A 25,023-nucleotide genomic window follows, 5' to 3' on the forward strand; every position below is an offset into this window, starting at 1 on the left:
AATTAATAATTCAATCGGATTTATTAATTGACAAGTGCATTCGGTTGCGCTCTAAATTGCCACCGTGGAGAATGCGGCAAAGCTTTCGGAGGAAGATTGCCGATAAGAATTTCAAGCATTGTCATACCTTAACCGGCTCCCGCTTGGCGCCGGCCTTTAACATCCTTGGGAGGATCATTATGAAGAAATCAGTTGTCACCGCAGCACTTGCTAGCCTAGCCCTCGGCGTGGTGTTTGCAATGCCCGCGCAGGCCGCCAACGTCAGTGCATGCCTGATTACAAAGACCGATACCAATCCCTTTTTCGTGAAGATGAAGGAAGGTGCCACGGCCAAGGCAAAGGAACTTGGCGTCACGCTGAAGTCCTACGCCGGCAAGATCGATGGTGACAGTGAAAGCCAGGTTGCAGCTATCGAAAGCTGCATTGCCTCCGGCGCAAAGGGTATCCTTATTGCCGCTTCCGACACCAAGGGCATTGTCTCTTCCGTGAAGAAAGCCCGCGATGCCGGCGTGCTGGTCATCGCACTCGACACGCCGCTTGAGCCAGCCGATGCAGCCGACGCGACCTTTGCTACCGACAATCTTCTTGCCGGCAAGCTGATCGGCCAGTGGGCCAAGGAAACCATGGGCGACAAGGTAAAGACTGCCAAGGTCGGGTTCCTCGACCTGGCGCCGTCGCAGCCGTCGGTCGACGTTCTGCGCGACCAGGGCTTCATGATGGGCTTCGGTATCGATCCTAAGGATCCGAACAAGATCGGCGACGAAACCGATCCGCGCATCGTCGGCCATGACGTCACCAACGGCAACGAAGAAGGCGGCCGCAAGGCGATGGAGAACCTTCTCCAGAAGGATCCGGGCATCAACGTCATCCACACGATCAACGAACCGGCAGCTGTTGGCGCTTACCAGGCACTGAAGGCAGTCGGCATGGAAAAGAACGTGCTGATCGTTTCGGTTGACGGCGGTTGCCCAGGTGTCAAGTCGGTCAAGGAAGGCGTCATCGGCGCGACCTCGCAGCAGTACCCGCTGATGATGGCTGCCCTCGGCGTCGAAGCGATCAAGAAGTTTGCCGAAACCGGCGAAAAGCCGAAGCCGACGGCAGGCAAGTCCTTCTTCGACACCGGCGTCTCGCTCGTCACCGACAAGCCGGTTCCCGGCGTCAAGTCGATCGACGTCAAGGAAGGCACTGCCAAGTGCTGGGGCTAAGCCTCGCGCGATAGTCGCGGTATCGGCCGGGGATTTCCATCCCCGGCCGATTACGACGGCGATGCGCTGTTGCCTTGACATACAGGCATAGTCGCATTGGTAATTGGATCTGCGCGGGTTCGGCGCGTGGAGGAGAAAACATGACCGGAACTCAGGAATTCGAGCGCGTTCTCGACGACAGCGACAAAAGCGTCGCGACATTTGACAACCAGGACCTATCGCTTTTAAAGCGTGCACAGCACTTTCTGCACTCGACGCCGGCGGCCGTGCCGCTGATTGTCCTGCTGCTTGCGATCGTGATCTTCGGCATCGCCATCGGCGGCCGCTTCTTTTCATCCTATACGTTGACGCTCATTTTGCAGCAGATCGCCATCGTCGGCATTCTCGGCGCGGCGCAGACGCTTGTCATCCTCACGGCCGGCATCGACCTGTCGATCGGCGTGATCATGGTGATTTCCTCTGTCATCATGGGCAATGTCGCGATCACCTACGGCATACCGACGCCGATTGCCGTCGTGGCAGGTCTGGTCGTTGGCGGGCTCTGCGGTTGGCTGAACGGCTTTCTCGTCGCCTATATGAAGCTGCCTCCCTTCATCGTGACGCTCGGTACGTGGAATATCGTCATGGCCACGAACTTCATCTATTCGGCCAACGAGACGATCCGCGACACCGATGTGGATGAAAAGGCGCCGCTGCTTCACCTCTTTGCCGCCAGTTTCAAGCTGGGCAACGCGGTACTCACACTCGGCGTGATCGCCATGGTCGTGCTGGTTCTGGCGCTCTGGTACATTCTTAATCACACCGCCTGGGGCCGGCACGTCTATGCCGTCGGCGACGACCCGGAAGCGGCTAAACTGTCCGGCATTCAGACCAAGAAGGTGCTGCTCACCGTCTATGCCGTCTCCGGTGTGATTGCAGGTCTCGCGGCCTGGGTTTCGATCGGCCGCAACGGGTCGGTCTCGCCATCCTCTGCGGTCACGGATTTCAATCTGCAGGCAATCACGGCAACGGTGATCGGCGGCATCTCGTTGTTCGGCGGCCGTGGCTCGATCCTGGGTACGCTCTTCGGAGCCATGATCGTCGGCGTCGTCTCCATGGGTTTGAATATGCTTGGAGCCGATCCTCAATGGAAGGTCCTGTTGACGGGCGTGTTGATCATCGCAGCCGTCGCAATCGATCAGTGGATCAGAAAGGTTTCGGTGTAATCATGGTTGGCGAACCTATTCTTACCGCTCGCGGCCTAGTCAAGCGCTACGGACGCGTCACCGCCCTCGATCACGCCGACTTCGATCTCTATCCCGGCGAAATCCTGGCGGTCATCGGCGACAACGGTGCCGGAAAATCCTCGCTCATCAAGGCGATTTCCGGTGCCATCACCGTCGATGAGGGCGAGATCACGCTGGAAGGCAAGTCCGTGCAGTACCGATCGCCGCTGGAGGCGCGCGAGGCGGGGATCGAGACGGTCTATCAGAACCTCGCTCTTTCGCCGGCGCTTTCCATTGCCGACAACATGTTTCTCGGCCGCGAAATCCGCAAGCCGGGCATGCTCGGCAGCGTCTTTCGGATGCTTGACCGTCCGGCCATGGAAAAAAAGGCTCGCGACAAGCTTTCGGAACTCGGCCTGATGACTATTCAGAACATCAACCAGGCGGTGGAGACGCTCTCCGGCGGCCAGCGTCAGGGTGTTGCCGTTGCCCGCGCTGCTGCCTTCGGGTCGAAAGTCATCATCCTTGACGAGCCGACGGCCGCCCTCGGCGTTAAGGAAAGCCGGCGCGTACTGGAGCTGATCCTCGACGTTCGCTCGCGCGGCATTCCGATCGTGCTGATCTCGCACAACATGCCGCATGTCTTCGAGGTGGCGGATCGCATTCATATCCACCGCCTCGGCAGGCGCCTGACCGTGATCGATCCGAAGGAATACACCATGTCCGATGCTGTTGCCTTCATGACAGGCGCCAAGGCAGCGCCGGCAGAGACGGTTGCCGCATGACTGTGATGCTCGAGGATATTGCTGCGGAGCTCATCTCTCGGGCAGGCGGGGTCAAGCGATATATGGTGGCGGTTGCCGGTCCTCCCGGCGCCGGAAAATCGACGCTGGCCGACAATCTGGCCAGCGCGCTCCACGCGAAGGGCGAGAGCGCCGAAGTCCTGCCGATGGACGGGTTCCACATGGACAATGCCATCCTGATCGAGCGCGGGCAGCTCGCGCGCAAGGGCATTCCGGAAACCTTCGATATCAGGGCTTTCCTCGATATCGTCAAGGCGGTGCGCCCCGGCGACCAGGAGGTGCTGGTGCCTGTCTTCGACCGATCCCGCGAACTGGCAATTGCGTCAGCCCGCGTCGTCTCGCCCGATCACCGCTTCATCATCGTCGAAGGCAATTACCTGCTGTTCAGCCAGGGAAAATGGGCCGAGCTCGAAGGCATGTTCGACTATTCGATCATGCTGGCTCCGCCAATCGAGGTGCTTGAGGAGCGGCTATGGGCCCGCTGGAAGGGCTACGATCTCGACGACAAGGCGGCGCAGGCCAAGGTCTATGAAAACGATCTGCCGAACGGCAGGCTGATCCTCGGCAATCGACGCCCGGCCGATCTCACCATCGAGATCGTGCAAGACTAGGCGTCTTGGCGCTGGCTTCATTGCACGATTGTTTTGCAACGCCGGATGATGCTATCGAGGCGCAAAGACCACGCTCCGGAGACCTGTCGCCATGCAAAAGCTCACCATCCGCCGACCCGATGACTGGCATCTGCATCTGCGCGACGATGCCATGCTGGCAGGCGTGATCGGCGATACATCGAGGCATTTCGCCCGGGCCATCATCATGCCGAACCTCGTCCCGCCGGTCGTCACGACGGCGGATGCCAAGGCCTATCGCGAGCGCATCGTGAAGGCCCTGCCGAAGGGCGACCGTTTCGAGCCGCTGATGACGCTCTATCTGACCGAGCATACCAGTCCAGACGATGTCGAGGAGGGCAAGAACAGCGGCCTCATCACGGCAGTCAAGCTCTACCCGGCTGGTGCTACGACCAATTCCCACGGCGGCGTACGCGACATGAACAAGGCAATGCCGGTGCTCGAGCGGATGGCAAAGATCGGCCTGCCGCTTTGCGTCCACGGCGAGGTGACGGCGGCGGAAGTTGACATCTTCGATCGCGAGGCAGTCTTCATTGACACCGTGCTTGACCCCTTGCGGCGGCGGTTGCCCGAACTCAAGGTGACGATGGAGCACGTGACGACGTCTGACGGTGTCGACTACATCAAATCCGCCAAGTCGAACCTTGCCGGCTCGATCACCACCCATCATCTCATCATCAACCGCAACGCCATCCTCGTCGGCGGCATCCGGCCCCATTACTACTGCTTGCCTGTCGCCAAACGCGAAAACCACCGGCTGGCTTTGCGGGCCGCTGCAACAAGCGGCGATGGCCGCTTCTTCCTCGGCACCGATTCCGCGCCGCATGTCGATCCGCTCAAGGAATGCGCCTGCGGCTGCGCTGGCATCTACACCTCGATCAACACCATGAGCTGCCTTGCCCATGTCTTCGAACAGGAGGGCGCTCTCGACAGGCTCGAAGCATTCACATCGCTGAGCGGTCCGGCGTGGTACGGCCTGGCACCGAATGAAGACACCATCACCCTCATCCGCCACATCGAATCCGTGTCTTTCCCGGACAAGATCGAAACCGGCGCTGGACCTGTGACGGTGTTCGATCCGATGTTTCCGCTGCATTGGCAAGTGGAAAGAAACCACGCTCTTTAAACCTTTGCCGCTTGCTGCTATGCCGCAGGCATATCGACGCGCTGTAGGAGATACGCATGATCCAGACGACATTTCCCGATCGCGCCGTGATGGCCGAGCTGGTGGCGAAGATGCTCTGGGAGATCAAGGCGGTCCATTTCAACGCCGAGAAGCCCTATAAATTCGCCTCGGGAATGGCGAGCCCGGTCTATATCGATTGCCGCAAGCTTCTGTCCTTCCCGCGCATTCGTTCCACCGTGATGGATTTCGCTGCAAGCGTGTTGATGCGCGACGCTGGCTTCGAACAGTTCGATTGCATCGCCGGCGGCGAGACGGCGGGCATCCCCTTCGCAGCGCTGCTGGCCGACCGTCTCGGCCTGCCGATGATCTATGTCCGCAAGCAGCCGAAAGGCCATGGCCGCAATGCCCAGATCGAGGGCCATATGCCCGAAGGCGGCCGGGTGCTTGTTATCGAGGACCTGACGACAGCCGGCGGCAGCATGTTCACCTTCATCGACGCGGTGCGGGCGGCCGGTGGCATCGTCGAACATGGCATCGCGCTGTTCTACTATGGCATCTTTGCCGAGGCGGAGGAGCGCTTCGCAACTGGTAAGGTCAAACTGCATCACATCGCCACCTGGCGTGACGTACTGGCAGTCGCCAAGGCGCAAAAGCTGTTCGACGAAAACACGCTGTCTGAGGTCGAGGCCTTCCTCAATGCACCACTTGCCTGGTCTGCGAAAAATGGCGGTGTTGCCGAGCTTTTGACGACGTGACGCTTTGCTTTTGCCCTGGGTTTATCTAGTCGATTTGATAGAAGAATGAGAGACGCGTTCTCCGGGAGGCCTTCATGATATTGTGCTGTGGCGAAGCTTTGATCGACATGCTGCCGCGAGATACGACGCAGGGCGAAAAGGGATTTGCGCCCTATGCCGGCGGCGCGATTTTCAACACCGCGATCGCCCTTGGCCGCCTTGGGGTGCCCACGGCGTTCTTCACCGGCCTTGCCGACGATATGCTGGGCGATATCCTGCGCGAGACGTTGCTCACGAGCAAGGTCGACTCCGGTCCCTGTGCCATCGTTTCGCGGCCGAGCACGATCGCCTTCGTCAAGCTCGTCAACGGCCAGGCGACCTACGCATTTTACGACGAAGGGACGGCCGGCCGGATGATCACCACGGCAGATCTGCCAGTCCTCGGCGATGATTGCGAGGCGCTGCACTTCGGCGCCATCAGCCTCATACCCAGCCCCTGCGGCGAGACTTACGAAGCGCTGCTCGAACGCGAATGCGGCACGCGCGTTATCTCGCTCGACCCCAATATCCGCCCCGGCTTCATCAAGGACAAGCCGTCCCACATGGCGCGGATAAAGCGCATGGCCGCCAAATCGGACATCGTGAAATTTTCCGACGAGGACCTCGAATGGTTCGGCCTCAAGGGCGATCAGGACGCGCTTGCCGCCCATTGGCTTGATCACGGCGCCAAGCTCGTCGTCATCACCCGCGGGGCCGACGGCGCCACCGGCTACAGCCGCTCGCTGAAGGTTTCCGTGCCCAGTCAGCGCGTCACCGTCGTCGATACGGTCGGCGCCGGCGACACCTTCGACGCGGGTATCCTCGCCTCGCTGAAGATGAACAACCTCCTCACCAAGGCGCAGGTGGCGTCGCTCAGTGAAGAAGCCCTTCGCGATGCGCTTTCCCTCGGCGCCAAAGCCGCCGCCGTCACCGTCTCCCGCGCCGGCGCCAACCCGCCCTGGGCACACGAAATCGGCCTTTGATGAAAACACCTCTCCTAAATGGGGAGGGTGAAGCCCCAGCCCGGCCGCTCCGCCTCCGCCAACCAATAAACATCAGAATGTAAATGCGCGGCGAGCGGTGGCCACCATCTATTCTCCCCACCTGTGGGGGGAGATGTCGGCCCGCCGACAAAGGGGGCCGGGACTCGAATTTAACGTCCGCCCTACAATCCCCACGTCGTGTTCCGCAACACAACCCGATACCCATCCGGGTCCTCGAATGTCCGCCCGCTGACATCCCAGTATGGATTGTACGACCCGACCGGCAAAAACCCTGCCATCTCCATCCGTGCCACAGCCAGCTCCCATTCCCGAAGGTCGGGCAGATAGAAAACCAGCAAATTATCCGGCGATGAAGAGCGGCCCACGGCGTGGCCGTGCTGACGCGTGAATTCCAGATGATACGGCCAATTGGGATGACCTAGAATCAGGCCATCGAAGTCCTGATGATTCACGAATGACGCCAGCTCCGTGAAACCCAGCCCCGCCTCGTAAAACGGGCGGAGCCGGTTGATATCGTCCGTGGGTCGGGCGACCCTCAGGACCGGTGCGATCATCTCACTTCGCGCGCTGAGCCAACGCCGCAACCAGTCCAACCGTGGAAGAATCGTGGCCCTCGGCACTTACCTTGCCCTCGACGACCGGCAACAGGCCGGTCGCCAGTTCCTTGCCGAGCTCGACACCCCATTGGTCGAACGAGTTGATGCGGAAGAGAACGCCCTCGACGAAGACGCGGTGCTCATAAAGCGCGATCAGCCGGCCGAGTGCAAACGGCGTCAGCTTGTCATAGACAAAGGTGATCGACGGGCGATTGCCGGTAAAGACGCGATGCGGTGCGATGAAATCGGCCTTTTTGTCGTCCATGCCCTTCGAGGTCAGCTGGCCCTTCGCTTCTTCGAAGCTGCGGCCCTTCATCAGCGCTTCCGACTGGGCAAGCACGTTGGCCATCAAGAGCTGGTGCTGGTGGCGGAGATCCGGTTCGAAGCCATTGGCGGCGATCATGAATTCAGCCGGTATGACGCTCGTTCCCTGGTGGATGAGTTGGTAGAAGGCGTGCTGGCCGTTGGTGCCGGGTTCGCCCCAGACAACCGGGCCGGAATTGCCGACGACGGGCGTTCCGTCGATGGTGACGCCCTTGCCGTTCGATTCCATGTCGAGCTGCTGCAGATAGGCCGGGAAACGCGAGAGCCGCTGGTCGTAGGGTAGGATCGCGCGCGTCGCATAGCCGAGCACGTTGCGATCGTAGAAGCCGATGAGGCCGAGCAGCATCGGCAGGTTTTCCTTGATCGGCGCCTTGCGGAAATGATTGTCCATGGCGTGTGCGCCATCGAGGAACTCACCGAAATTCTTCGGCCCGACCGCGATCATCAACGGCAGGCCGATCGCCGACCAGATGGAATAGCGCCCGCCGACCCAATCCCAGAACCCGAAGATGCGGTCGCTTTCGATGCCGAAGGCGGCGACCTTGTCGAGCGCCGTCGAGACAGCCGCGAAGTGGTGCTTGACCGCCGTCTCGCCGAGCGCCTTGGCAATGAAGGCGCGGGCGGTCTGCGCATTGGTCATTGTCTCGATCGTGGTGAACGTCTTCGACGCAATGATGAACAGCGTCGTCTCGGGTGAGACCAGCTTCAGGATGTCGGAGATATGGGCGCTGTCGATGTTCGAGACGAAATGCGAGCGCGGGCCGTCGTGAAAGGGCGCGAGCGCCAGCGTCGCCATGACGGGGCCGAGATCGGAGCCGCCGATGCCGATGTTGATGACGTCGGTGATCGCCTTGCCGGTCGCGCCCTTGAGGCTGCCCGAACGGATGCCCTCGGCAAACCTGCCCATGGCAGCCAGCACGCCGTTGACCTCCGGCATGACATCCTTGCCGTCGACCAGCACCGGCGTATTCGAGCGGTTGCGCAGCGCGGTATGCAGTACGGCGCGGTTCTCGGTGAAGTTGATCGCCACGCCGGAAAACATCTCGTCGCGTTTCTTCTCGACACCGCCTTCGGTCGCAAGCTTGACGAGCAGACCCATGATCTCCTCATTTACCGCCGTCTTGGAATAGTCCATCAACAGGTCGTCGAGCGACGCCGTGTAGCGGGAGAAGCGGGTTTTATCGGCGGCAAAGGCCGCGCGGATATCGGTGGCCTTGGTGGCCGCCGCGGTGCTCTTCAATTGTTCGACGATCGCTTGCATGGGAAACTCCCTGGGGTTCGCGCCGCATGATCCCGAAACTGTGGGTCAGGTTCCGGAGGAAATCATGCGCGAGTTGAATGCTCCATGGTGCACGCCTTCCCTCGGGATGGCGTAACGCTCTGGAGGGTCGCGGAAACTATTCGCTTTGTGGGGCGTAAATCAAGTTCACGCACGGGTGAAATGTAAAAAATGACGGTCGGTGGCAAGGGGCGAATTCAATAAATCTGCACGTCGAGAAAATCAGCCGCGCAGCTCTTTGCGCAGGATCTTGCCGACATTGGATTTCGGCAGTTCGTTGCGGAATTCGATGAAGCGCGGACGTTTGTAGTTGGTGAGGTTGGCAACGCAATGCGCCTTGACGTCCGCCTCCGTCAGAGCCTGATCCCGCCTGACAATGAAGAGCTTCACGGCCTCGCCGGAATGCTCGTCCGGAATGCCGATCGCCGCTGCCTCGAGTATCCCCGGATGCATCACTGCGACTTCCTCGATCTCGTTGGGATAAACGTTGAAGCCGGAGACGAGGATCATATCCTTCTTGCGATCGACAATCTTGGTATAGCCGCGCGCGTCCATATAGCCCATGTCGCCGGAGCGGAAAAAGCCGTCCGCCGTCATTACCTTTGCGGTCTCGGCGGGCTGCTGCCAGTAGCCGGCCATCACCTGTGGTCCTCGGATGCAGATTTCGCCTACCTCGCCGAGCGGCAGGGATTTGCCGTCCTCGTCGCGAATGTCGAACTCGGTCGACGACAGGGGAAGCCCTATGGTGCCTGAAAATTCGGCGTTGTCGAAGCGGTTGGCGCTGGCAACCGGGGACGTTTCAGAAAGGCCGTATCCCTCGGTGATCCAACCGCCGGTCATCTTCTGCCAGCGTTCGGCAACGGGGCGCTGCACCGCCATGCCGCCGGCAAGCGTGCTCACATGCGAAAGGTCTAGCTTGGCAAATTCCGGATTGTTCATCAGCGCATTGAAAAGCGTATTGAGCCCCGGGAAAATGTCGAAACGATACTTGCCCAGTTCCTTGATGAAAGCCGGAATGTCACGCGGGTTGGCGATCAACACGTTGTGGGCGCCGAGCGACATTCCCATCAGCGAATTCACCGTCAGCGCGAAGATATGATAAAGCGGCAGCGCGCAGACAAAGGTCAGAACCTCGGGACGCTGCTTGTTGATATAGGCGGAGGCCAGCCAGTAGGACAACTGCAGCTGGTTGGTGAGCAGATTGGAGTGGGTGAGGATGGCCCCCTTCGCCGTTCCGGTCGTCCCGCCGGTATATTGCAGGAAGGCGATGTCGCTCGGGTCGAGATCGACGGGCTTCAGCGGCAGCCTGGCGCCCTCGGCCAGCACCTGCCCGAAGGTCTTGTGGCCTTTGATCGTCCAGGCCGGTACGAGCTTCTTCACCCGCCGCACCACGAAATTGACGATGTGCCCCTTCGGCCCCAGCATGTCGCCAAGTGCGCTGACGGCGACGTGGCGGACATCCGTTCGTGCGAGCACCTGCTCGACAGTGTGGGCGAAATTTTCAAGGACAAAGATCGCCTTGGCGCCAGAATCTCGCAGCTGGTGCTCCAGCTCGCGGGGGGTATAGAGCGGATTGACGTTGACGACCGTCAGACCGGCGCGAAGGATGCCATAGGCGGCGATCGGATTTTGCAGGAGGTTTGGCATCATCAGAGCGACGCGGTCGCCCTTGGCAAGGCCGAGGCTTTGAAGCCAGGCAGCCACTTTTCTGGTCTGCACCTCCATCTCTCGGTAGGTGACGGATTGCCCCATGCTCGAAAAGGCCAGCCGGTTGGCATAGCGCCGGCAGCTCTCCTCGAAAAGTTCGGGCAGCGATTTGTGGTCCAGTGGCGGTATTTCAGCCGGGACATTGTCAGGATAGGAGGCGAGCCAGATTCTGTCACCGGCCTGTCCGCCGGATTGGACCGAAACTGTGTTCATGCAAACGTCCTCCCTGACGCACTAGCACGCATCGCCGAAGCCGCGGACCACCGGATTGATAACCCGGCGCAGGTCCGCTGGAAAGCCTCCTGTTTCCCGCGCATCAACAGCTTATGCCTTTGCCTAAATGGTTCAAGCAGCAATAGGACTACAATAACTTTGACGTAAGCGTCAATGTGACGCCACGCCTCGGATTCGGACGTGAAATGTCGGAACCTTACCCATGAAGGTACGTTTCCCAAGCGCCGATCAATCGCAGGCAAACGAAAAGGAGATCCAGATGCAGAACCAGACGGCAGACACCAGCCGGCGCGATCCGCACCTCAAGGACACGCCGACCCTGATCGCCAGCGATCGTGTGGAGGGCACTCGGGTCTATGGCGCCGATGGCAGACACATCGGCCACATCGAGCGCGTCATCCTGGAAAAGCGCGGAGGCCGCGTCGCCTATGCAGTCCTCAGTTTCGGTGGCTTCCTTGGGATGGGAGAGGATCACTATCCGCTTCCCTGGGAAAAGCTTCGCTATGACGAGCAGCTCGACGGCTATCGCATCGACCTGACGAAGGAGCAGATCGAAAGCGCCCCGCGCTTTGCCGACGAAAACGATGACTGGTATCGAGACAATGGCCGCAGGGTCTACGACTATTATGGCATCCCGCCCTATTGGATGTGACGCACCGAAACTCGACCGTCGACTTTCCCCGTTCGCTTTTGCGGACGGGGCATTATGCGGCTGCTATTGAAAGCGGCCGTGGCGCTGCAGCACTTCGATTTTGTAGCCGTCCGGATCGGTGACGAAAAAGAACAGCGCAAACAATCTTCCATCGCGGTTCAGCTCGACGAGATTGCCGGGGTTGAGGCCGAGCGCGGACAAGCGTTCGTGCTCGCCGCGGATTTCCAGGACGGATACAGCAAGGTGTCCATAGGCATTGCCAAGCGGATAGGGCTCGATCCTGCCCTGGTTAACCGTGAGTTCCAGCTCGAAGCCGGTCTCGGGATTGCTGAGATAGATCAGCGTAAAGGTCTCGAACTCTATCCGGTCGGCGACAGTAAGGCCGAAGGCCTTGCCGTAGAATTCAACCGAGCGCGCCTCGTTGAGCACGCGGATCATCGAGTGGATCATCTTTGCCAAGGGGCAGCCTCCCGTCGCCAGCTCCGCTTCAATACCTTAGAGCAATTCCCGGAAAAGTGTGAAGTGGTTTTCCCAGGAATTGCATCAAAACAAACAGATAGAGCTGTGAAGTGCTTCATGGAAACCGTGAACGGCTCTGGCCTGCCTATGCGGCAGCCCGCAAGCCGATTCTCCGGTTGATGACGGCTTCGACCTGTCCCATCGCGTCATAGATCAGCACGGCCATCAGCCCGACGATCAGGCCGCCTTGCAGGATGAAGGCTGTATTGTCGGAGATAAGTCCGGCGATGATCACTTCCCCCAGCCCCTTTGCAGCCACGGTCGAGCCGATTGTCGCCGTGCCGATGTTGATGACCGTCGCCACTTTCAGCCCTTCGAGGATAAGCGGCATGGCAAGCGGCAGTTCGATCGAGAACAGCCGCTGCCGTGGGCTCATGCCCATGCCGTCGGCAGCATCGATGATCGAGGCTGGCACCTGCTGAAGCCCGGAAACCGTATTCTCGAAGATCGGCAGCAATCCGTAGAGAAAGAGTGCGATCAAGGTCGGCGCCATGCCGAAGCCGGTCGCCGGGACTGCGAGCGCCAGTACGGCGACCGGAGGAAAGGTCTGTCCGGCATTGGCGATCGCGCGGGTCAATGGCAGGAAATCCGCGCCACTCTTTCGCGTGACGAAGATACCCCCGAGCACCGCCAACACCGCGCTGCCGAGAATTGATACCGCCACGAGCTCGAGATGATAGGCCGCAAGCCAGGCGAGGCTGTTCTGGGTATAGATCGGCGCGGCGTTGAAATTGGTCAGCGGCGCGAGGATCGGCGTCAGCCACTCGGTGCGGAAAAGCAGCACGAGCAACAGCGCCAAGGCTGCCAAGCGAAAGATGTTTGCCATGAGCAGCCTCATGACCGCTTGCCCAGCTGCAGCAGCCGCTCCATCGAGATCGAGCCAACCGGCGCCTTGGCCTTGTCCTCGACTGTTGCCTCGTCGACCCCCTGCCAGATCATTTCGGCAAGCGTATCGCGCAGATTGAGCGTCTCCGGCAGGCCGTAGGTCAACCCCGCCTTGACCGGCTGCATGCTGTTCTTCAAGGGTAGCAGGGACATGAGCTTCAATGCCCGGTCGGATGTCCCCGTCAGCTGCTGCACGAAGGGGTCGGCCGGCTCGGTCAGGATTTTTTCGGGCGTCGAGCACTGCAGGAGCTTGCCCTCGCTCATGACGGCGATGAGGTCGCCGAGATGGAAGGCTTCGTCCATGTCGTGGGTGACAAGGATGATCGTCGTGCCGAATTGCTTCTGGATCGCCAGGAGGTCGTCCTGCGCCTTGCCGCGAATGACCGGATCGAGCGCACCGAAGGGCTCGTCCATCAAAAGCACCTCCGGTTCCGCGGCAAGTGCCCTTGCGACGCCGACCCGCTGCTGCTGGCCGCCCGAAAGCTGGTGCGGATATTTGCCGGCAAAGGTAGCCGCATCAAGGCGGAAAAGCGAAAGGAGTTCATCGATGCGCCGGTCGATGCGCGCCTTGTCCCAGCCGAGCAGCTGTGGCACCGTGCCGATGTTCTGCGCAACCGTTCGATGCGGGAAGAGCCCATGCCCCTGGATGGCATAGCCGATGCGGCGGCGCAGCTCGGTCGCGGGAACGTCCATCACATCTTGTCCGCCGACGGAGATATGTCCGCTGGTGATCGGCACAAGCCGATTGATCATGCGCATCAGCGTCGATTTGCCAGAGCCAGAGGTGCCGACGATCACGGTGATGCTGCCGCGCCGGACCGACATCGTCACCTCGTCGACAACCGTGGCCGTCCCGTAGCGCTTGGTGACGCTCGCAAGCTCGATCATGTTTTCTGGTGTTCCGCTCATGGGCGTTCTCCCCGGATGCTGTCGATGACCGCATCGAGGATGACGGCCGATGAGAAGGCGAGAAAAACGGTCGGCACTGCGCCGAGAAGCACGAGGTCCATCGCCGTCTGGCCAAGGCCCTGGAAGATGAACAGCCCGAAGCCCCCACCGCCGATCAGGGCTGCGACCGTAACAAGGCCGATCGCCTGCACCAACACAATGCGGATGCCGGTGAGGATGACGGGAAAGGCCAGAGGCAGGTCGATGCGTGTCAGCACCTGCCGTTGTGTCAGCCCCATCCCCGCGGCGGCATCGCGCACGGAGGGATCCACACCCTCAAGCCCGACGACCGTATTGGCGACGATCGGCAGCAGTGAATAGAGCACCAGGGCAATAAGGGCGGGTGCGGCGCCGATGCCGCGAATGCCAAGCTCGGCAGCGCCCGGTACATGCGACGAGATATAGGCGAGCGGCAGCATCAGCAGACCGAAGAGGGCCAGGCTCGGGATGGTCTGCACGAGGCTTAGAAGTTGGAGCACTGCGGCGCGCAGCTTGGGCACCCAGAAACAGAAGACGCCGAGCGGAAGAGCCAGCACGATTGCGATCGCAACCGATCCGAACGCCAGAAACAGATGGCCAAGCGCCTCACCCCAGAACTGGTCCGCGCGGATGGCGAACTCCTTCATGATCGACAAGCTGTCAAGGAGGCCGGAAAACAGGAATATCCCAAGCAGGGCAGAATAGGCGGCGAGCGATGCCACCCGCATCCAGGGCGTCAGCTGGATTTTTACCAGCGCGTCGGAAATTACGAGGCCGACCACCGCGAGAAGAGCCCAGAAGGCGCCGCCGGGCGTGATGCGCGCCGAGGCGCTGCCGACAGGCGTGGCTGCTGCCGATACGAGCCCGATCGCGAGGAATAGCACGCCGATGCATAGCGTCGAGACGCCGAGGCGGGGAAGCGGGTTGCGGGCGAAAAGAGCTGCAAAACCCGTCGCAAGCAACAGGACGACGAGCGCAACGGCAATCGGCTGGTTCAGGAGTTGCGTCAGCAGCAGCGGCTTGCCGGAGGCAATGCGGTTCGCCTTGACGATGATGAACGGCATCCAGGCGGCGGCCGCCAAGCCTGCGACGACGAGAACCAATCCGAGGCGGTCCAGTTTTCGGACCGCTTGTGCTTCTTCCATCAGTCGGGCTCCATGGGTCGCAAAGGCTGCGGCCCCGATCTTGTCGATGGGGCCGCAGCGGCAATTGGCGAATGGTTATTTCAGGAAACCCTTTTCCTTCAGGTAGGATTCGGCGACCGACTTGGCCGGCTCGCCGTCGACCTGAATGCGACCATTGAGCTTGCGCAGCTCGTCGGCCGTCAGTCCCTTGAAGATCGGGGCAAGCACTTCTTCGATCTTTGGATTGGCCTTCAATACGGCTTCGCGAATGATCGGGGTCGGGGCGTAGACCGGCTGCACGCTCTTGTCGTCTTCAAGCACGGTCAGTTCCGCGGCTTCGATCGCACCGTCGGTGCCGTAGACCATGGCAGTGTTGACGCCGTTGGTCTGGTCGGCCGCCGCCTTGATGGTTGCCGCCGTGTCACCGCCGGAAAGGACGATCGTCTGGTCCGGCTTGATCTTGAAGTCGTAAGTGGTCTGGAAGGCCGGAAGTGCGGCCGCCGAATTCACGAATTCCGCGGAGGCCGCAAGCTCGACCTTGCCGCCGCCCGAGACCCATTTGGCGAAGTCCGACATGGTCTTCAACTTGTTCGGCCCGGCAACGTCGTTGCGCACGGCAAGCGCCCAAGTGTTGTTGGCTGGCGACGGCGTCAACCAGACGATCTTGTTGGCGTCATAGTCGAGCTTCTTGGCAAGCTCATAGCCTGCGTCGTTCTTCTTCCACGCGGCGTCGTCGGCCTTGTTGAAAAAGAAGCCGGCATTGCCGGTATATTCGGCATAAATGTCGATTTCACCCGAGGTGATTGCCTTGCGAAGCACCGGTGTGGTGCCGAGGGCGACACGGTCCTGCGCCTTGATGCCGTTGGCATTGAGCGACAGGAGGATGATGTTTCCAAGCAGCGTTCCTTCGGTATCGATCTTGGACGAGACGATGACGTCGGCAGCACAGGCGCCGCTTGCGACGAATGCCGCGAGCGACGCGGCAATTGCGAGTTTCTTCAACATGATATTTCCCTTTACCCCGTTTGAACCGATGTCCCTTGCGCCCCTCCGAGCCCGGGCTCGTCTGCGGACGCATAGTCTTTCTGCCGCGAGCCCGTGGCGGGCCCACCTGCGCCGAAGAAGTAGCGCCCATCGCGGAAAAATCGATGCGCGCGGACCCGTCAATTGCAGCCGCGGCGCGATTATGGCGAGCGTCGCCGCGATAAGCGCGAAAATGCATTTCAATTTTAGGAGGTTAGCGCGTTTGTTTTTGTTCCCACAGTTCTTTTGGTGCGGTTCCAATCCTCCTGTCGCCTCTGGCGGACAAATGAGCGGGGATCGGTTAGACGCCTGACGAAACGATAGACATAGCCAAGCGCCTTTGGGATATCTTTTTTGGCGAACACCCCATATGCTCCGATTGAGATTGCTGGTGTCGGATGGTTCCTGGTCGGACAGAAAGGAAGAGGCGTGCATCTCGGAGCACTGTTCATCGCGGATACGGTTTTTTCTCTTGGTTCGGTGCGCGAGACGGGCCGCCGCTTTTCTCTTCCGGCATCGACGATATCAGGCATTCTGCGGCGTCTCGAAACCGAGCTCGCGATGAAACTCGTCGAGCGCAACTCCGGCGAACTCGCAACGCTTCTGGCCAGCTCGAAGGTGCAGAAAGGCCTGCAGCCGATCCTGACAGGATTGCATGAGCTTGCCGGTCTGGTAGCTGATCCTCCAGTCGATGATAGCTTTTCCCGTTGGGCCTCACGCTTCCCGCTGAAGATCGCCACGATCGAGCGCTTCCTTGAGGTTGCCGATCAGGGCAGCATCAATCGCGCCGCTCGACGCCTCAAGCTCGGCCAGCCGCAGCTCTCCCTTCAGATCGCCAATCTTGAAAGCCTGCTTGGTTGCCGACTGTTCGAGCGGCAGGCCCAAGGTTCGGTGCTCACGGAGGCGGGCAGGCGGGCCTATGCGATCCTCTCGTCGATCAGCTTTGCCTGGAGCGAAATGAAATCCTCGGCGGACGAACGTTTTCAACGGGTGGCCCGGGCCGTGCGCATCGGCTCGATCATTCCGACCGGCTCAGAAAGTTGGGTCGCCCGCTGCCTCGGCCTCCTCGTCTCACGCTGGAACGCCAGCGGTTACCGGAACACGATCTCGCTGATGCTGATGACGGCCGACGATTTGCGCGAGGCGCTGAAATCCGGCCGCATCGACGTCGCCATTCTCGATTCCGTCTTTGGGCTCGAAGCTTTCGAGCATATCGAGCTTCTATCGACTGACATGGTGGCGATCGCACCGCCCGACAGCATCGAGACGACCGTATCCGAGCTGGTCGAAAACCACCCGCTATGCCTTGCCAGTTCCCGCACCGGCATCGGTCATGCGGCGATTACCTTCACATATGGCGACAGCGTGCGCCACCGCCATCGCGGCCGCGACATTACCGCGGCCGACAGTCTCCCGGTTATTGTCGACCTCGTTGCCACCCACGGCTATGTCTCGTTTCTGGGAAGGGTGAGCGCAGAGCCGATCGGCCACAAGGTGCGCATCGTCGACCTCGACGCCGTGATACCTCTATCCTACCACCTTGCCCATAACGGCCGTAAAACCTCGCTCGACGCCTGCCGGTTGATCAGAGAGGCGATGACTGAGGTCGTCGGTGGGAAGTGAGGCGGCAACCCGCGATCCAAGCGAGCAATGACGCTCATGCTGGGCGAGCGCTCAAAAGGCCTTCGACCGCGGCCTTCGCCTGCCACCTCAAGCGCCTTCTGCCGGTCTTAGACAAGAGCCCGAATTTCCAGAAGAGTACCGCCGGTCAATATTCTCACCGACAGTTTCCCCGAACCGCCATATTGACGGGCCGGGAGAGATTAAGCCGGTGAGAGATCGCCAACGGTGTCGGCAACGTTTTTTACGAATTCGGGGTCTGCATTTTGTCGACAACGACTTGCAACGTTCCTTGGCCCTCCACTCCGCCAAGCCGGCAACAGCAAAGGTCGCGCTCAGCACCGTCCTGTAGAGAATGCCGCCCATCAACGCGCCAATAACGGGTCCGATTGCAACTGCGCGCCAATTTGGATAGATCGAGCGGGAGGATGCGTTCTTGCTCACGGATAAATCTTCCAAGATTGCGATGCGACATAGTAAGAATTAGCATAATCTTACAGAATGAAGCGAATATAAAGTATAACGGAATAATTGATTTGCGCATTAGTAACATAGTACCAAACTATGCTTGAAAATGTCGTATATTATTCTCTGTCATCGCCGATCGTCCTGTGCAATTGACGAATTTACAACATGACAGGAACGTCTTTCTCTTTGTTGCCGCGTCTGATCGGAACCGTTTATCGACAACTGCGCGGAGCAGACCGTTAAACCGCTCGATCACATCGCACCGGACCGACGCAACGAAATGACCGATCGGGCGTTATAGGATTGCATAAATCCAGTGCTATCAAACCCCTGGGAAACATTGGAAGGTCGCGAGATTGCAGCAATTTCCAGACAGCGACGATGAGGGTGGCCGGGACATCGCTCGCAGTGCGACAACGTTGCAGGCGGTCGTCAAAGAGGCATTGACCTCCGCCTACGATATCAATGCCTCGGAGATAACGGTTTCGACTGTTGGAAACTACGTGATCCTCGAAGGTCGCGTCCGCTATCGCGGCGACATAGATCGCGCCATCGAAATCGCGGAAGAGATCGCCGGCAGCGGCAAGGTTAAGAGCCGCTTGGCAAGGCCGTGAGGGAATTATGGTGTCTTACCCATCCCGGCCTTTCATCGGAATGTTTCATTTCGATATTTTCGTTGAGGAGACAACCTGCCAAATTGCTCTAAGTTGACCGGGAACGAGGGGGCAACAGGGGGGCAATGCAATGAATTCATCCGCGGAACCGCAACGGTCGGTCCTTCAAGAAGAATGGCAGTGTGCCTTCATGGTGATTGCCTTGCCGCTGGCAATCGCGGCGGTCTCGTTTGGATGCCAGTTCTTCCTGTAGCGTTCCCGACGCCTCATCGATCGGCATCAATCAACGTCTTAGGCGTGCCTTGAGTTGGCAATCTGCATGTGGATCAGCAAAATAGAACAACGCCGTTGATCTCAGTTGATCCGGGTCGCAAGGCTCGTTGGTATAAATGCTTCGGTAGCCCCAGAAGAAATATAGATCTCCGGGCACGAGGCTAATTCGCTTCACCCCGAAGTAGCCGGACTGAGCCACGCGTTTCAGTACCGACTGCGATATATCTTTTTGTCCACCAGCATCTTATCGACGAGATTGGTAAGGTATGCCGAACGAATCCTCCTCGTATTCGGAAACATCAAGAAGTCGCAGCGTTTGCCTTTCGTCGGTATCATGATTGGCAGCAGCGCCGTTATGAGAAAGGAGTCGTAGTGAAAGACCAGGGATTCCTTCGCTATATGCTTGCCCGTGAGGCAACGAAGGACCTGATAGAAAGTGACCTCGGGCGAGGGGTTGCCGGTCGCGAATTCATAGAGCTTGGAAAAAATATCCCGAAAGCTCTGCGAGTTTGCCTGCTCTTCAAATTTGGTGCCTGAAAATTGCTTGCTTCGTCTCAATGAGATCGAAGTCTGGCCGGAATGTTCGATCACGGAAGACGCAAACTCCTGCATTTACAGCAGATCCTGGCCGCTCACATAGGAGGGGATACAGCAGTAGCCTGAACCCTCCATGTCCGAAGCCATTTGGGATACGTTCATCTCGGAAACAGGCTGGACGCGCGTTCTCGCAGCTGAAAGATCGGTCATCTTCATCGCTCCCCCACTGCTTGGGGAGTGTCTCCCTCACCGGCAGCGATGGTCAATTGGTCCCTTGGGCCAGTCTCCGCCGTGGAACTGTGCTTTCGATGGATATGCATCGAGCGATCTTGGATGAACGTAAAGGGGAATTGGCAAATTGCGATATGGTGCCGCTTGCAAGACGTCAGGGCGCCCTAATCCGTGCTGCAAACGAAGAGCACATTCCGCACTTTTAGCTGGAATGCCGAGATCTCCGGGTTACGCACATATCCCGTGAAAGGTGCCCAGGCGCAGCGCTTTGGGCGCACAGCGCCTGGTGACGGAAGCCCTCAGCCTCGTGATCAGCGGACGCGGCCAACTACAGATACTTTAAGCTTCAAGCAAGAGGAAAGTCATCAGGTCGCGCGGCCAAAAGCCGATCCTCAGAACAACGACCCCGGGAGACCGACGCGTCAGTTCGCCACACAGAAATGCCGTGCACCGTCATTGCCGACGAAAGTCCCGGTGCGACCATCGAAAGTCCGATATCGGCTGAAGCAGTATCTCGACCACGCCGGTGACCATGGCCGCAGTCCGGCATCATTGACGTAATACCGCCGTGGAGGCCCGTAATAGTAGCGTGGCGGCGGCGCATAACCATATCCGTAATATCCGGAACCGTAATATCCGGAACCGTAATATCCAGGCTGGGCGATGGCTGATCCGATAATCAGTCCCGTTGCCAGGCCGGCCGCACCATAGCCCCAGCCGCCATATCCGCCACCCCAGCCGCCGCCGTAGCCGTGATGCCAGCCGCCACCCCAACCGTGGTGCCAGTTGTTGTAGCCGTGGTGCCAGTTGTCTGCCGAGGCCGGGGTAAGCGTCGCAGTCGTAATAGCAACGGCTGCGCCCGCGATGAGAATAGACTTGACGAGACTCTTCATGACCCTTGTCCTTCGAGTAGCTTCGGTTCGTATTTATCGACATTTTGCGACAATCCACGCCGCATCCAAAAGACCACTCGGAAACTTGGCTCGGTTGTGCATTGAGAGGAAAACCGATTACACGCTGATTGGTTCATCGCCGACGCGAAAATGTAATGAAGCCGACTTTGTCTTCACGCCGAAGTATGACTAATTTGGCTGAGCCGAAGGGTCGTCGGCCCTTTTCATCGAAAAGCTGTGTTTAATGTAAGCTTGTGCAAGGTAAAAAGGCCGGGCGCGAACGCTCCGACCTTTCTCGATCTACATCAACAGCGGTGCCAGTTCATCCGTGGTCAACGCTGGAGAAAAATTCTATAAGAAAAACATGACACTAGCTGCAGGAATTTCAAGTCGAGCGCTCTTAGAAGCACGCAACAAATGCCGTCATGGTTTGCCGGCATTGGCTCTGCCGGATTCAGCCTCTCACAATAGGCCTCACCCATAGCCGCGGCCCCAACTCTGCATAAGGGACCGTATCATGCTGACCTTGTCTTGAGAGACGCAGCATTCCGACCTCCCGCTTTCCGCGAGAGAACGATGCAGCGTTGTATTTGCTTATGTTTTCAAGAAGATGTGGTGCCGCTTGCAGGACTCGAACCTGCGACCCCATCATTACGAATGATGTGCTCTACCACCTGAGCTAAAGCGGCATCTCGGGGGCGTTGTTAGAGCCCGGCGATTTGCATGGCGCTGATACAGTCTATGCGCCGACATTTCAAGCACTCTGTTTCAGGATCGTCAAAAAAGCTCCAACCGGGACTTCGGACGCAGGCTTCTCTTCAAATGGAGAGACGCGCCCTTGCCTCTCGATATTCCCGCTCCAGCCGGTCGACGAGCGCCATCACCGGCTCGATCGCCTTGACGGCGCCGATCCCCTGGCCGGAGCCCCAGATATCTTTCCAGGCCTTCGTGCCCGTCGTTGCCTGCTCGAAGTCCATTTTCGACGGATCGGCTTGCGGCAGTGCTAAGGGGTCGAGGCCGGCGGCGATGATCGAGGACTTCAGGTAGTTGCCGTGGACGCCGGTGAAATAGTTGGAATAGATGATGTCGCCGGCCGTTCCCTCGACAATCGCCTGCTTGTAGTTTTCTGCCGCCCGGGCCTCGACGGTCGCGATGAAGGGCGAGCCGATATAGGCCATGTCGGCGCCCATCGCCTCTGCCGCAAGGATTGCACCGCCGGTGGCGATAGCGCCTGCCAGAAGCAGCGGCCCGTCGAACCACGCGCGAATTTCCTGAATGAGGGCAAAGGGCGATAGCGTGCCTGCATGTCCGCCGGCGCCGGCGGCGACCGCAATCAGCCCGTCCGCGCCCTTGCGGATTGCTGAGTTGGCATGGCGATTGTTGATGACATCGTGCAACACGATGCCGCCATAGGAGTGAATCGCCGCATTGACTTCCGGCACGGCGCCAAGCGATGAAATCACGATAGGAACCTTGTACTTGACGCAAAGTCCGAGGTCGTGCTCCAGCCGCTTGTTGGAAGTATGGACGATCTGGTTGACGGCAAAGGGCGCTGCTGGTCGTTGCGGATTGGCAACGTTGTAAGCGGAGAGATCTTCGGTGATCATCGCCAGCCATTCGTCGAGCTGGCTTTCGGGACGGGCATTGAGCGCGGGAAAGGCGCCGACGACGCCTGCCTTGCATTGCGCCAGCGTCAGGGCGGGGTGAGAGACTATGAACAGCGGCGAGGCGATGACAGGCAGCCTGAGATTGTTCGTCAGGATGGAAGGAAGAGCCATGGAGCACATCCGCGTTTGACGTTTACGAAAACGTCAGCTTGATAGCAGAGACCCGCGATGGGGAAAAGCATCCATCTGAACGGAAGCTCTCGTCCGGATCGGCCACAACTGAATTGGTTTGGGGTGCCGTCTGTCGCGCAAACCTTGCATCTTCCATATTACGCCGCCTTTGACATTTATCCCCGTTCGAATGGCAGCGCACAGCCGGCGACACTTGCGCATTGCCAGCCGGGGCGCTACCGAACTTGGTTAGTCGACGGTAAAGATTTCGGTAGTGCCGTCATTTAGGGTGAAGGACCGGACGTGAGCGGATTAGAAACGGCCATCAGAAACGCGCTGGAGAGATCCGAGCGTGCCAATCCGGAGGTCCGGGCCCGAATCTACCAGTCCGCCCGCCAGGCGCTCGAAACGGGACTTCGAAAGCAGGACGTTACCGACGTCGAAACGATTACCGCGCAGCGCCAGCGTCTGGAGGTAACCATTCGCGCGATCGAGGGCGAGGAGCGTGCTCGGCCCCATCCCGCCGTCCCCGCGCCCGAGGTGGTAGTGCGCGCACCGCCGGAAACCGCCGCGCGTGCGCCGCAGCCGGCGCGCCATCCGTCATCCGCCGCCGTTCAGCCTCCCGAGCCCCCCACTCAGCGGTCGCGGCTGGAGCCGTCCATGGATGTGCGCGGCGAAATGCGCGATCGACAGCCGCCGGCAGTCGATACCACGTCCAAGGGCAACCTCGACGACGTCCACGCGAGACCGGACGATCATCTTGCCGGAGATGCGCTTCGGCCCGAGCCCGCTGCAATGCCGGCGACGGCCCGCAGCATGAACTTCAAGCCGGAGCGCGCTGCAGTGCGCCGCAAGCCGCGTAAGATATTCTCAAGGCTGCTCGTCCTGTGCATTATCGTCGCGTTCATCGGTACCGGCGTCTGGTGGGTGAGATCATCTGGCTTGTTGCTGACGGTCGCCCAGCGCGACACCAGCGTTCGCAACCCGCCGGCGCATGTCGATTCCGAGGACTACAGTGGCAGCGACAGCGCGGCGACCAGTAACAATCCCGCGCTGAGGACAATCGATCCGCAGGACAGTTTTTCGCCGGAGTGGATCCAGATATTGGCGCCGGCAGACGCGGCAAAGGTCGTGACCGGAGTGCGTGCAAAGGCGGAACTCGTTTCCGAGAACGAAGGTCAGACGGCGCGTTTAACTTCGCAATCGACGGGCAGTGACGGCAACGCTGCCGTCGCCGTTCCGGCCGATGTCCTGGCAAATGCTGCGGGCAAGACCTTGACAGTGGCTTTGACCCTACAATCCACCTCGGACACGCCAACGCAGATCACCGTCGAATGTGATTTCAAGGCGGTCAGCGGTTGCGGTCGTCATCGTTTCGATGTGACGCGGCAGAAAGCGGATGCGCTTTTTCAGATCCGTCTCGATAAATCCCAGGCCGGTGCCGGGCATGTCGTCATCAACAGCGATGTTGATGGCAAGGGCAAGGGCGTCAATATCTACGCGATCCGCGTCCTGCCTGAGCAGTAAAGATACAAAGCTTCGCGCGGCTCCATTTCGCGCGCTAAGGGAGCCTTATTTCAGGAAATGCGGTCCCGAGCCGATGATCTTGTCATCGAGTTCGCCGATCGCCTCCTTGTCCTTGCCGGTGTAGTCGAGCGTCTTTAGGATATGGCGGATCAGATTGAGGCGGGCGCGTCGCTTGTCGTTGCCCTTCACCACGGTCCAGGGAGCATGCTCGGTGTGCGTCTCCTTCAGCATCCGGTCCCGCTTCTCGCTATAGTCTTTCCACTTGGTGAGCGCGGCGATATCCATCGAAGACAGCTTCCAGACCGCTCGCGGATCGTGGCGCCGGTCATGGAAGCGCTTGAGCTGCATCTCGCGTCCGATATCGAGATAGAATTTGAAAAAGGAAATATGTTCGTGTTCGATCGTCCGCTCAATCTGCGGAACCTGTTTTAGAAAATGCTCGTATTGTTCCGGCGTGCAGAAGCCCATGACCGGTTCGACGCCCGCCCGGTTATACCAGGAGCGGTCGAACAGCACGAATTCCCCGGCTGTCGGAAACTGGGCGACGTAACGCTGGAAGTACCATTGCCCGGCCTCGCGCTCCGTGGGCTTGGTCAAGGCAACGACGCGCGTCAGGCGAGGGTTCATATGCGAGGAGGTCGCCGCGATCGCGCCACCTTTGCCCGCGGCGTCCCGCCCTTCATAGAGGGCCATCACGCGCCCGCCGCTCGCCTGCAGCCAGAACTGCACCTTGACGAGCTCGATCTGCAGCGCCTCGAGGTCCTTTAGATATTCCTCTTCTTTCAGTTTCTTCTTGTAGGGGTAATCGCCTGAGGAGAGCGCATCCTCTGTGACCCAATCGGGTAGGACCGGGTCGTCGACGTCAAAGACGCGCCGCTTGCCATGGATTTCGAGCTCGACTGCGCGGCTTTCCACATCCTGGCTCATGCCTTTTCCCTCACATTTGACCCCATACGAGGCCGGAAATACGATAATGGATCAGTCTCGACAAAAAATCTTCAGCGAAAGGCTGATCATATTTATGCTGTGATTTCAAGCCTGTTGCCAGTGGCTCCGGGCTGTGGCGC

General features: G+C 59.5%; 23 protein-coding genes, 1 tRNA gene and 1 pseudogene. 11 read left to right on the forward strand and 14 right to left on the reverse strand.

Features of this window, described 5'->3' with window-relative positions; translation table 11 throughout:
• Positions 1-179: 179 nt before the first annotated feature.
• From AB4Z52_RS09945 to AB4Z52_RS09975, 7 genes are all read left to right on the forward strand, one after another.
• Positions 180-1,205: a sugar ABC transporter substrate-binding protein gene (locus tag AB4Z52_RS09945; protein ID WP_442217742.1), complete on the forward strand. Its 1,026-nt coding sequence runs from the start codon at positions 180-182 to the stop codon at positions 1,203-1,205.
• Positions 1,206-1,345: 140 nt separating this feature from the next.
• Positions 1,346-2,410, forward strand: a complete 1,065-nt coding sequence (locus AB4Z52_RS09950) for an ABC transporter permease (RefSeq protein WP_442217743.1) — start codon at positions 1,346-1,348, stop codon at positions 2,408-2,410.
• Positions 2,411-2,412: 2 nt separating this feature from the next.
• Positions 2,413-3,195: an ATP-binding cassette domain-containing protein gene (locus AB4Z52_RS09955; protein WP_442217744.1), complete on the forward strand. Its 783-nt coding sequence runs from the start codon at positions 2,413-2,415 to the stop codon at positions 3,193-3,195.
• The gene (locus AB4Z52_RS09960; RefSeq protein WP_442217745.1) at positions 3,192-3,824 is read left to right on the forward strand and encodes a nucleoside triphosphate hydrolase; all 633 of its coding nucleotides are present in this window, start codon (positions 3,192-3,194) and stop codon (positions 3,822-3,824) included. The genes AB4Z52_RS09955 and AB4Z52_RS09960 overlap by 4 nt, the downstream gene beginning before the upstream one ends.
• Positions 3,825-3,915: 91 nt before the next feature.
• Entirely contained in the window at positions 3,916-4,968 is a 1,053-nt protein-coding gene (gene pyrC / locus AB4Z52_RS09965; RefSeq protein WP_442217746.1) for a dihydroorotase, read from the forward strand.
• A gap of 56 nt (positions 4,969-5,024) precedes the next feature.
• Positions 5,025-5,723: an orotate phosphoribosyltransferase gene (locus tag AB4Z52_RS09970; RefSeq protein WP_442217747.1), complete on the forward strand. Its 699-nt coding sequence runs from the start codon at positions 5,025-5,027 to the stop codon at positions 5,721-5,723.
• Positions 5,724-5,797: 74 nt separating this feature from the next.
• Positions 5,798-6,724 carry a carbohydrate kinase family protein gene (locus AB4Z52_RS09975; protein WP_442217748.1) on the forward strand — a complete coding sequence of 309 codons (927 nt, stop codon included), beginning with the start codon at positions 5,798-5,800 and terminating at the stop codon, positions 6,722-6,724.
• 182 nt (positions 6,725-6,906) lie between these two features.
• Here AB4Z52_RS09975 and AB4Z52_RS09980 read toward each other — a convergent pair whose 3' ends face one another.
• The 3 genes from AB4Z52_RS09980 to AB4Z52_RS09990 all read right to left on the reverse strand — a co-directional run bounded on the left by AB4Z52_RS09980 (position 6,907) and on the right by AB4Z52_RS09990 (position 10,864).
• On the reverse strand, positions 6,907-7,299 hold the full coding sequence (locus AB4Z52_RS09980; RefSeq protein WP_442217749.1) for a VOC family protein: 393 nt from the start codon (positions 7,297-7,299) through the stop codon (positions 6,907-6,909).
• Position 7,300: 1 nt separating this feature from the next.
• On the reverse strand, positions 7,301-8,926 hold the full coding sequence (gene pgi / locus AB4Z52_RS09985; protein ID WP_442217750.1) for a glucose-6-phosphate isomerase: 1,626 nt from the start codon (positions 8,924-8,926) through the stop codon (positions 7,301-7,303).
• 240 nt (positions 8,927-9,166) lie between these two features.
• The gene (locus tag AB4Z52_RS09990) at positions 9,167-10,864 is read right to left on the reverse strand and encodes a long-chain-fatty-acid--CoA ligase (RefSeq protein ID WP_442217751.1); all 1,698 of its coding nucleotides are present in this window, start codon (positions 10,862-10,864) and stop codon (positions 9,167-9,169) included.
• Positions 10,865-11,144: 280 nt separating this feature from the next.
• Here AB4Z52_RS09990 and AB4Z52_RS09995 point away from each other — a divergent pair, with 280 nt between their 5' ends.
• Positions 11,145-11,537 carry a PRC-barrel domain-containing protein gene (locus AB4Z52_RS09995; RefSeq protein WP_442217862.1) on the forward strand — a complete coding sequence of 131 codons (393 nt, stop codon included), beginning with the start codon at positions 11,145-11,147 and terminating at the stop codon, positions 11,535-11,537.
• A gap of 63 nt (positions 11,538-11,600) precedes the next feature.
• Here AB4Z52_RS09995 and AB4Z52_RS10000 read toward each other — a convergent pair whose 3' ends face one another.
• The 5 genes and pseudogenes from AB4Z52_RS10000 to osmF all read right to left on the reverse strand — a co-directional run.
• Positions 11,601-11,996: a VOC family protein gene (locus AB4Z52_RS10000; protein ID WP_442217752.1), complete on the reverse strand. Its 396-nt coding sequence runs from the start codon at positions 11,994-11,996 to the stop codon at positions 11,601-11,603.
• A 145-nt stretch (positions 11,997-12,141) separates the two neighbouring features.
• Positions 12,142-12,894 carry an ABC transporter permease gene (locus tag AB4Z52_RS10005; RefSeq protein WP_442217753.1) on the reverse strand — a complete coding sequence of 251 codons (753 nt, stop codon included), beginning with the start codon at positions 12,892-12,894 and terminating at the stop codon, positions 12,142-12,144.
• Positions 12,891-13,829: an ABC transporter ATP-binding protein gene (locus AB4Z52_RS10010; RefSeq protein WP_442217863.1), complete on the reverse strand. Its 939-nt coding sequence runs from the start codon at positions 13,827-13,829 to the stop codon at positions 12,891-12,893. Before AB4Z52_RS10010 ends, AB4Z52_RS10005 begins: the two co-directional genes overlap by 4 nt.
• 17 nt (positions 13,830-13,846) lie before the next feature.
• The gene (locus tag AB4Z52_RS10015) at positions 13,847-15,013 is read right to left on the reverse strand and encodes an ABC transporter permease (protein ID WP_442217754.1); all 1,167 of its coding nucleotides are present in this window, start codon (positions 15,011-15,013) and stop codon (positions 13,847-13,849) included.
• Between the two features lie 75 nt (positions 15,014-15,088).
• A pseudogene (gene osmF, locus AB4Z52_RS10020) lies at positions 15,089-15,934 on the reverse strand (glycine betaine ABC transporter substrate-binding protein OsmF); the annotation flags it as partial.
• Positions 15,935-16,444: 510 nt separating this feature from the next.
• Here osmF and AB4Z52_RS10025 point away from each other — a divergent pair.
• Both AB4Z52_RS10025 and AB4Z52_RS10030 read left to right on the forward strand, forming a co-directional pair.
• Entirely contained in the window at positions 16,445-17,638 is a 1,194-nt protein-coding gene (locus AB4Z52_RS10025) for a LysR family transcriptional regulator (protein ID WP_442217864.1), read from the forward strand.
• Between the two features lie 821 nt (positions 17,639-18,459).
• Entirely contained in the window at positions 18,460-18,717 is a 258-nt protein-coding gene (locus AB4Z52_RS10030) for a BON domain-containing protein (protein WP_442217755.1), read from the forward strand.
• A gap of 477 nt (positions 18,718-19,194) precedes the next feature.
• On the opposite strand, the gene AB4Z52_RS10035 is transcribed toward AB4Z52_RS10030, so the two are convergent.
• The 5 genes from AB4Z52_RS10035 to AB4Z52_RS10055 form a co-directional block, all read right to left on the reverse strand.
• Positions 19,195-19,602 carry a hypothetical protein gene (locus tag AB4Z52_RS10035; RefSeq protein ID WP_442217756.1) on the reverse strand — a complete coding sequence of 136 codons (408 nt, stop codon included), beginning with the start codon at positions 19,600-19,602 and terminating at the stop codon, positions 19,195-19,197.
• Complete coding sequence (locus AB4Z52_RS10040; RefSeq protein ID WP_442217757.1) at positions 19,603-19,737, reverse strand: hypothetical protein; 135 nt, start codon at positions 19,735-19,737, stop codon at positions 19,603-19,605.
• 443 nt (positions 19,738-20,180) lie between these two features.
• The gene (locus AB4Z52_RS10045) at positions 20,181-20,651 is read right to left on the reverse strand and encodes a BA14K family protein (protein WP_442217758.1); all 471 of its coding nucleotides are present in this window, start codon (positions 20,649-20,651) and stop codon (positions 20,181-20,183) included.
• Between the two features lie 613 nt (positions 20,652-21,264).
• Positions 21,265-21,340 (reverse strand) — tRNA-Thr (locus AB4Z52_RS10050).
• A 129-nt stretch (positions 21,341-21,469) separates the two neighbouring features.
• On the reverse strand, positions 21,470-22,429 hold the full coding sequence (locus tag AB4Z52_RS10055; protein WP_442217759.1) for an NAD(P)H-dependent flavin oxidoreductase: 960 nt from the start codon (positions 22,427-22,429) through the stop codon (positions 21,470-21,472).
• Positions 22,430-22,732: 303 nt separating this feature from the next.
• Between AB4Z52_RS10055 and AB4Z52_RS10060 the strand changes: the two genes are divergently transcribed.
• A complete protein-coding gene (locus AB4Z52_RS10060; protein ID WP_442217760.1) occupies positions 22,733-23,956 on the forward strand; it encodes a hypothetical protein in 1,224 nt (407 codons plus the stop codon).
• Positions 23,957-24,001: 45 nt separating this feature from the next.
• Here AB4Z52_RS10060 and ppk2 read toward each other — a convergent pair whose 3' ends face one another.
• Positions 24,002-24,883 carry a polyphosphate kinase 2 gene (gene ppk2 / locus AB4Z52_RS10065; protein ID WP_442217761.1) on the reverse strand — a complete coding sequence of 294 codons (882 nt, stop codon included), beginning with the start codon at positions 24,881-24,883 and terminating at the stop codon, positions 24,002-24,004.
• Between the last annotated feature and the right edge of the window lie 140 nt (positions 24,884-25,023).

Origin of the sequence: Rhizobium sp. 2YAF20 (assembly GCF_052114685.1) — a bacterium.
Taxonomy (GTDB): Bacteria; Pseudomonadota; Alphaproteobacteria; order Rhizobiales; family Rhizobiaceae; genus Rhizobium.

Coding starts and splice junctions, on each gene's coding strand:
- AB4Z52_RS09945 (WP_442217742.1), top strand. CDS start 180: ATGAAGAAATCAGTTGTCACCGCAGCACTTGCTAGCCTAGCCCTCGGC.
- AB4Z52_RS09950 (WP_442217743.1), top strand. CDS start 1,346: ATGACCGGAACTCAGGAATTCGAGCGCGTTCTCGACGACAGCGACAAA.
- AB4Z52_RS09955 (WP_442217744.1), top strand. CDS start 2,413: ATGGTTGGCGAACCTATTCTTACCGCTCGCGGCCTAGTCAAGCGCTAC.
- AB4Z52_RS09960 (WP_442217745.1), top strand. CDS start 3,192: ATGACTGTGATGCTCGAGGATATTGCTGCGGAGCTCATCTCTCGGGCA.
- pyrC (WP_442217746.1), top strand. CDS start 3,916: ATGCAAAAGCTCACCATCCGCCGACCCGATGACTGGCATCTGCATCTG.
- AB4Z52_RS09970 (WP_442217747.1), top strand. CDS start 5,025: ATGATCCAGACGACATTTCCCGATCGCGCCGTGATGGCCGAGCTGGTG.
- AB4Z52_RS09975 (WP_442217748.1), top strand. CDS start 5,798: ATGATATTGTGCTGTGGCGAAGCTTTGATCGACATGCTGCCGCGAGAT.
- AB4Z52_RS09980 (WP_442217749.1), bottom strand. CDS start 7,299: ATGATCGCACCGGTCCTGAGGGTCGCCCGACCCACGGACGATATCAAC.
- pgi (WP_442217750.1), bottom strand. CDS start 8,926: ATGCAAGCGATCGTCGAACAATTGAAGAGCACCGCGGCGGCCACCAAG.
- AB4Z52_RS09990 (WP_442217751.1), bottom strand. CDS start 10,864: ATGAACACAGTTTCGGTCCAATCCGGCGGACAGGCCGGTGACAGAATC.
- AB4Z52_RS09995 (WP_442217862.1), top strand. CDS start 11,145: ATGCAGAACCAGACGGCAGACACCAGCCGGCGCGATCCGCACCTCAAG.
- AB4Z52_RS10005 (WP_442217753.1), bottom strand. CDS start 12,894: ATGAGGCTGCTCATGGCAAACATCTTTCGCTTGGCAGCCTTGGCGCTG.
- AB4Z52_RS10010 (WP_442217863.1), bottom strand. CDS start 13,829: ATGATCGAGCTTGCGAGCGTCACCAAGCGCTACGGGACGGCCACGGTT.
- AB4Z52_RS10015 (WP_442217754.1), bottom strand. CDS start 15,013: ATGGAAGAAGCACAAGCGGTCCGAAAACTGGACCGCCTCGGATTGGTT.
- AB4Z52_RS10035 (WP_442217756.1), bottom strand. CDS start 19,602: ATGCAGGAGTTTGCGTCTTCCGTGATCGAACATTCCGGCCAGACTTCG.
- AB4Z52_RS10040 (WP_442217757.1), bottom strand. CDS start 19,737: ATGACCGATCTTTCAGCTGCGAGAACGCGCGTCCAGCCTGTTTCCGAG.
- AB4Z52_RS10045 (WP_442217758.1), bottom strand. CDS start 20,651: ATGAAGAGTCTCGTCAAGTCTATTCTCATCGCGGGCGCAGCCGTTGCT.
- AB4Z52_RS10055 (WP_442217759.1), bottom strand. CDS start 22,429: ATGGCTCTTCCTTCCATCCTGACGAACAATCTCAGGCTGCCTGTCATC.
- ppk2 (WP_442217761.1), bottom strand. CDS start 24,883: ATGAGCCAGGATGTGGAAAGCCGCGCAGTCGAGCTCGAAATCCATGGC.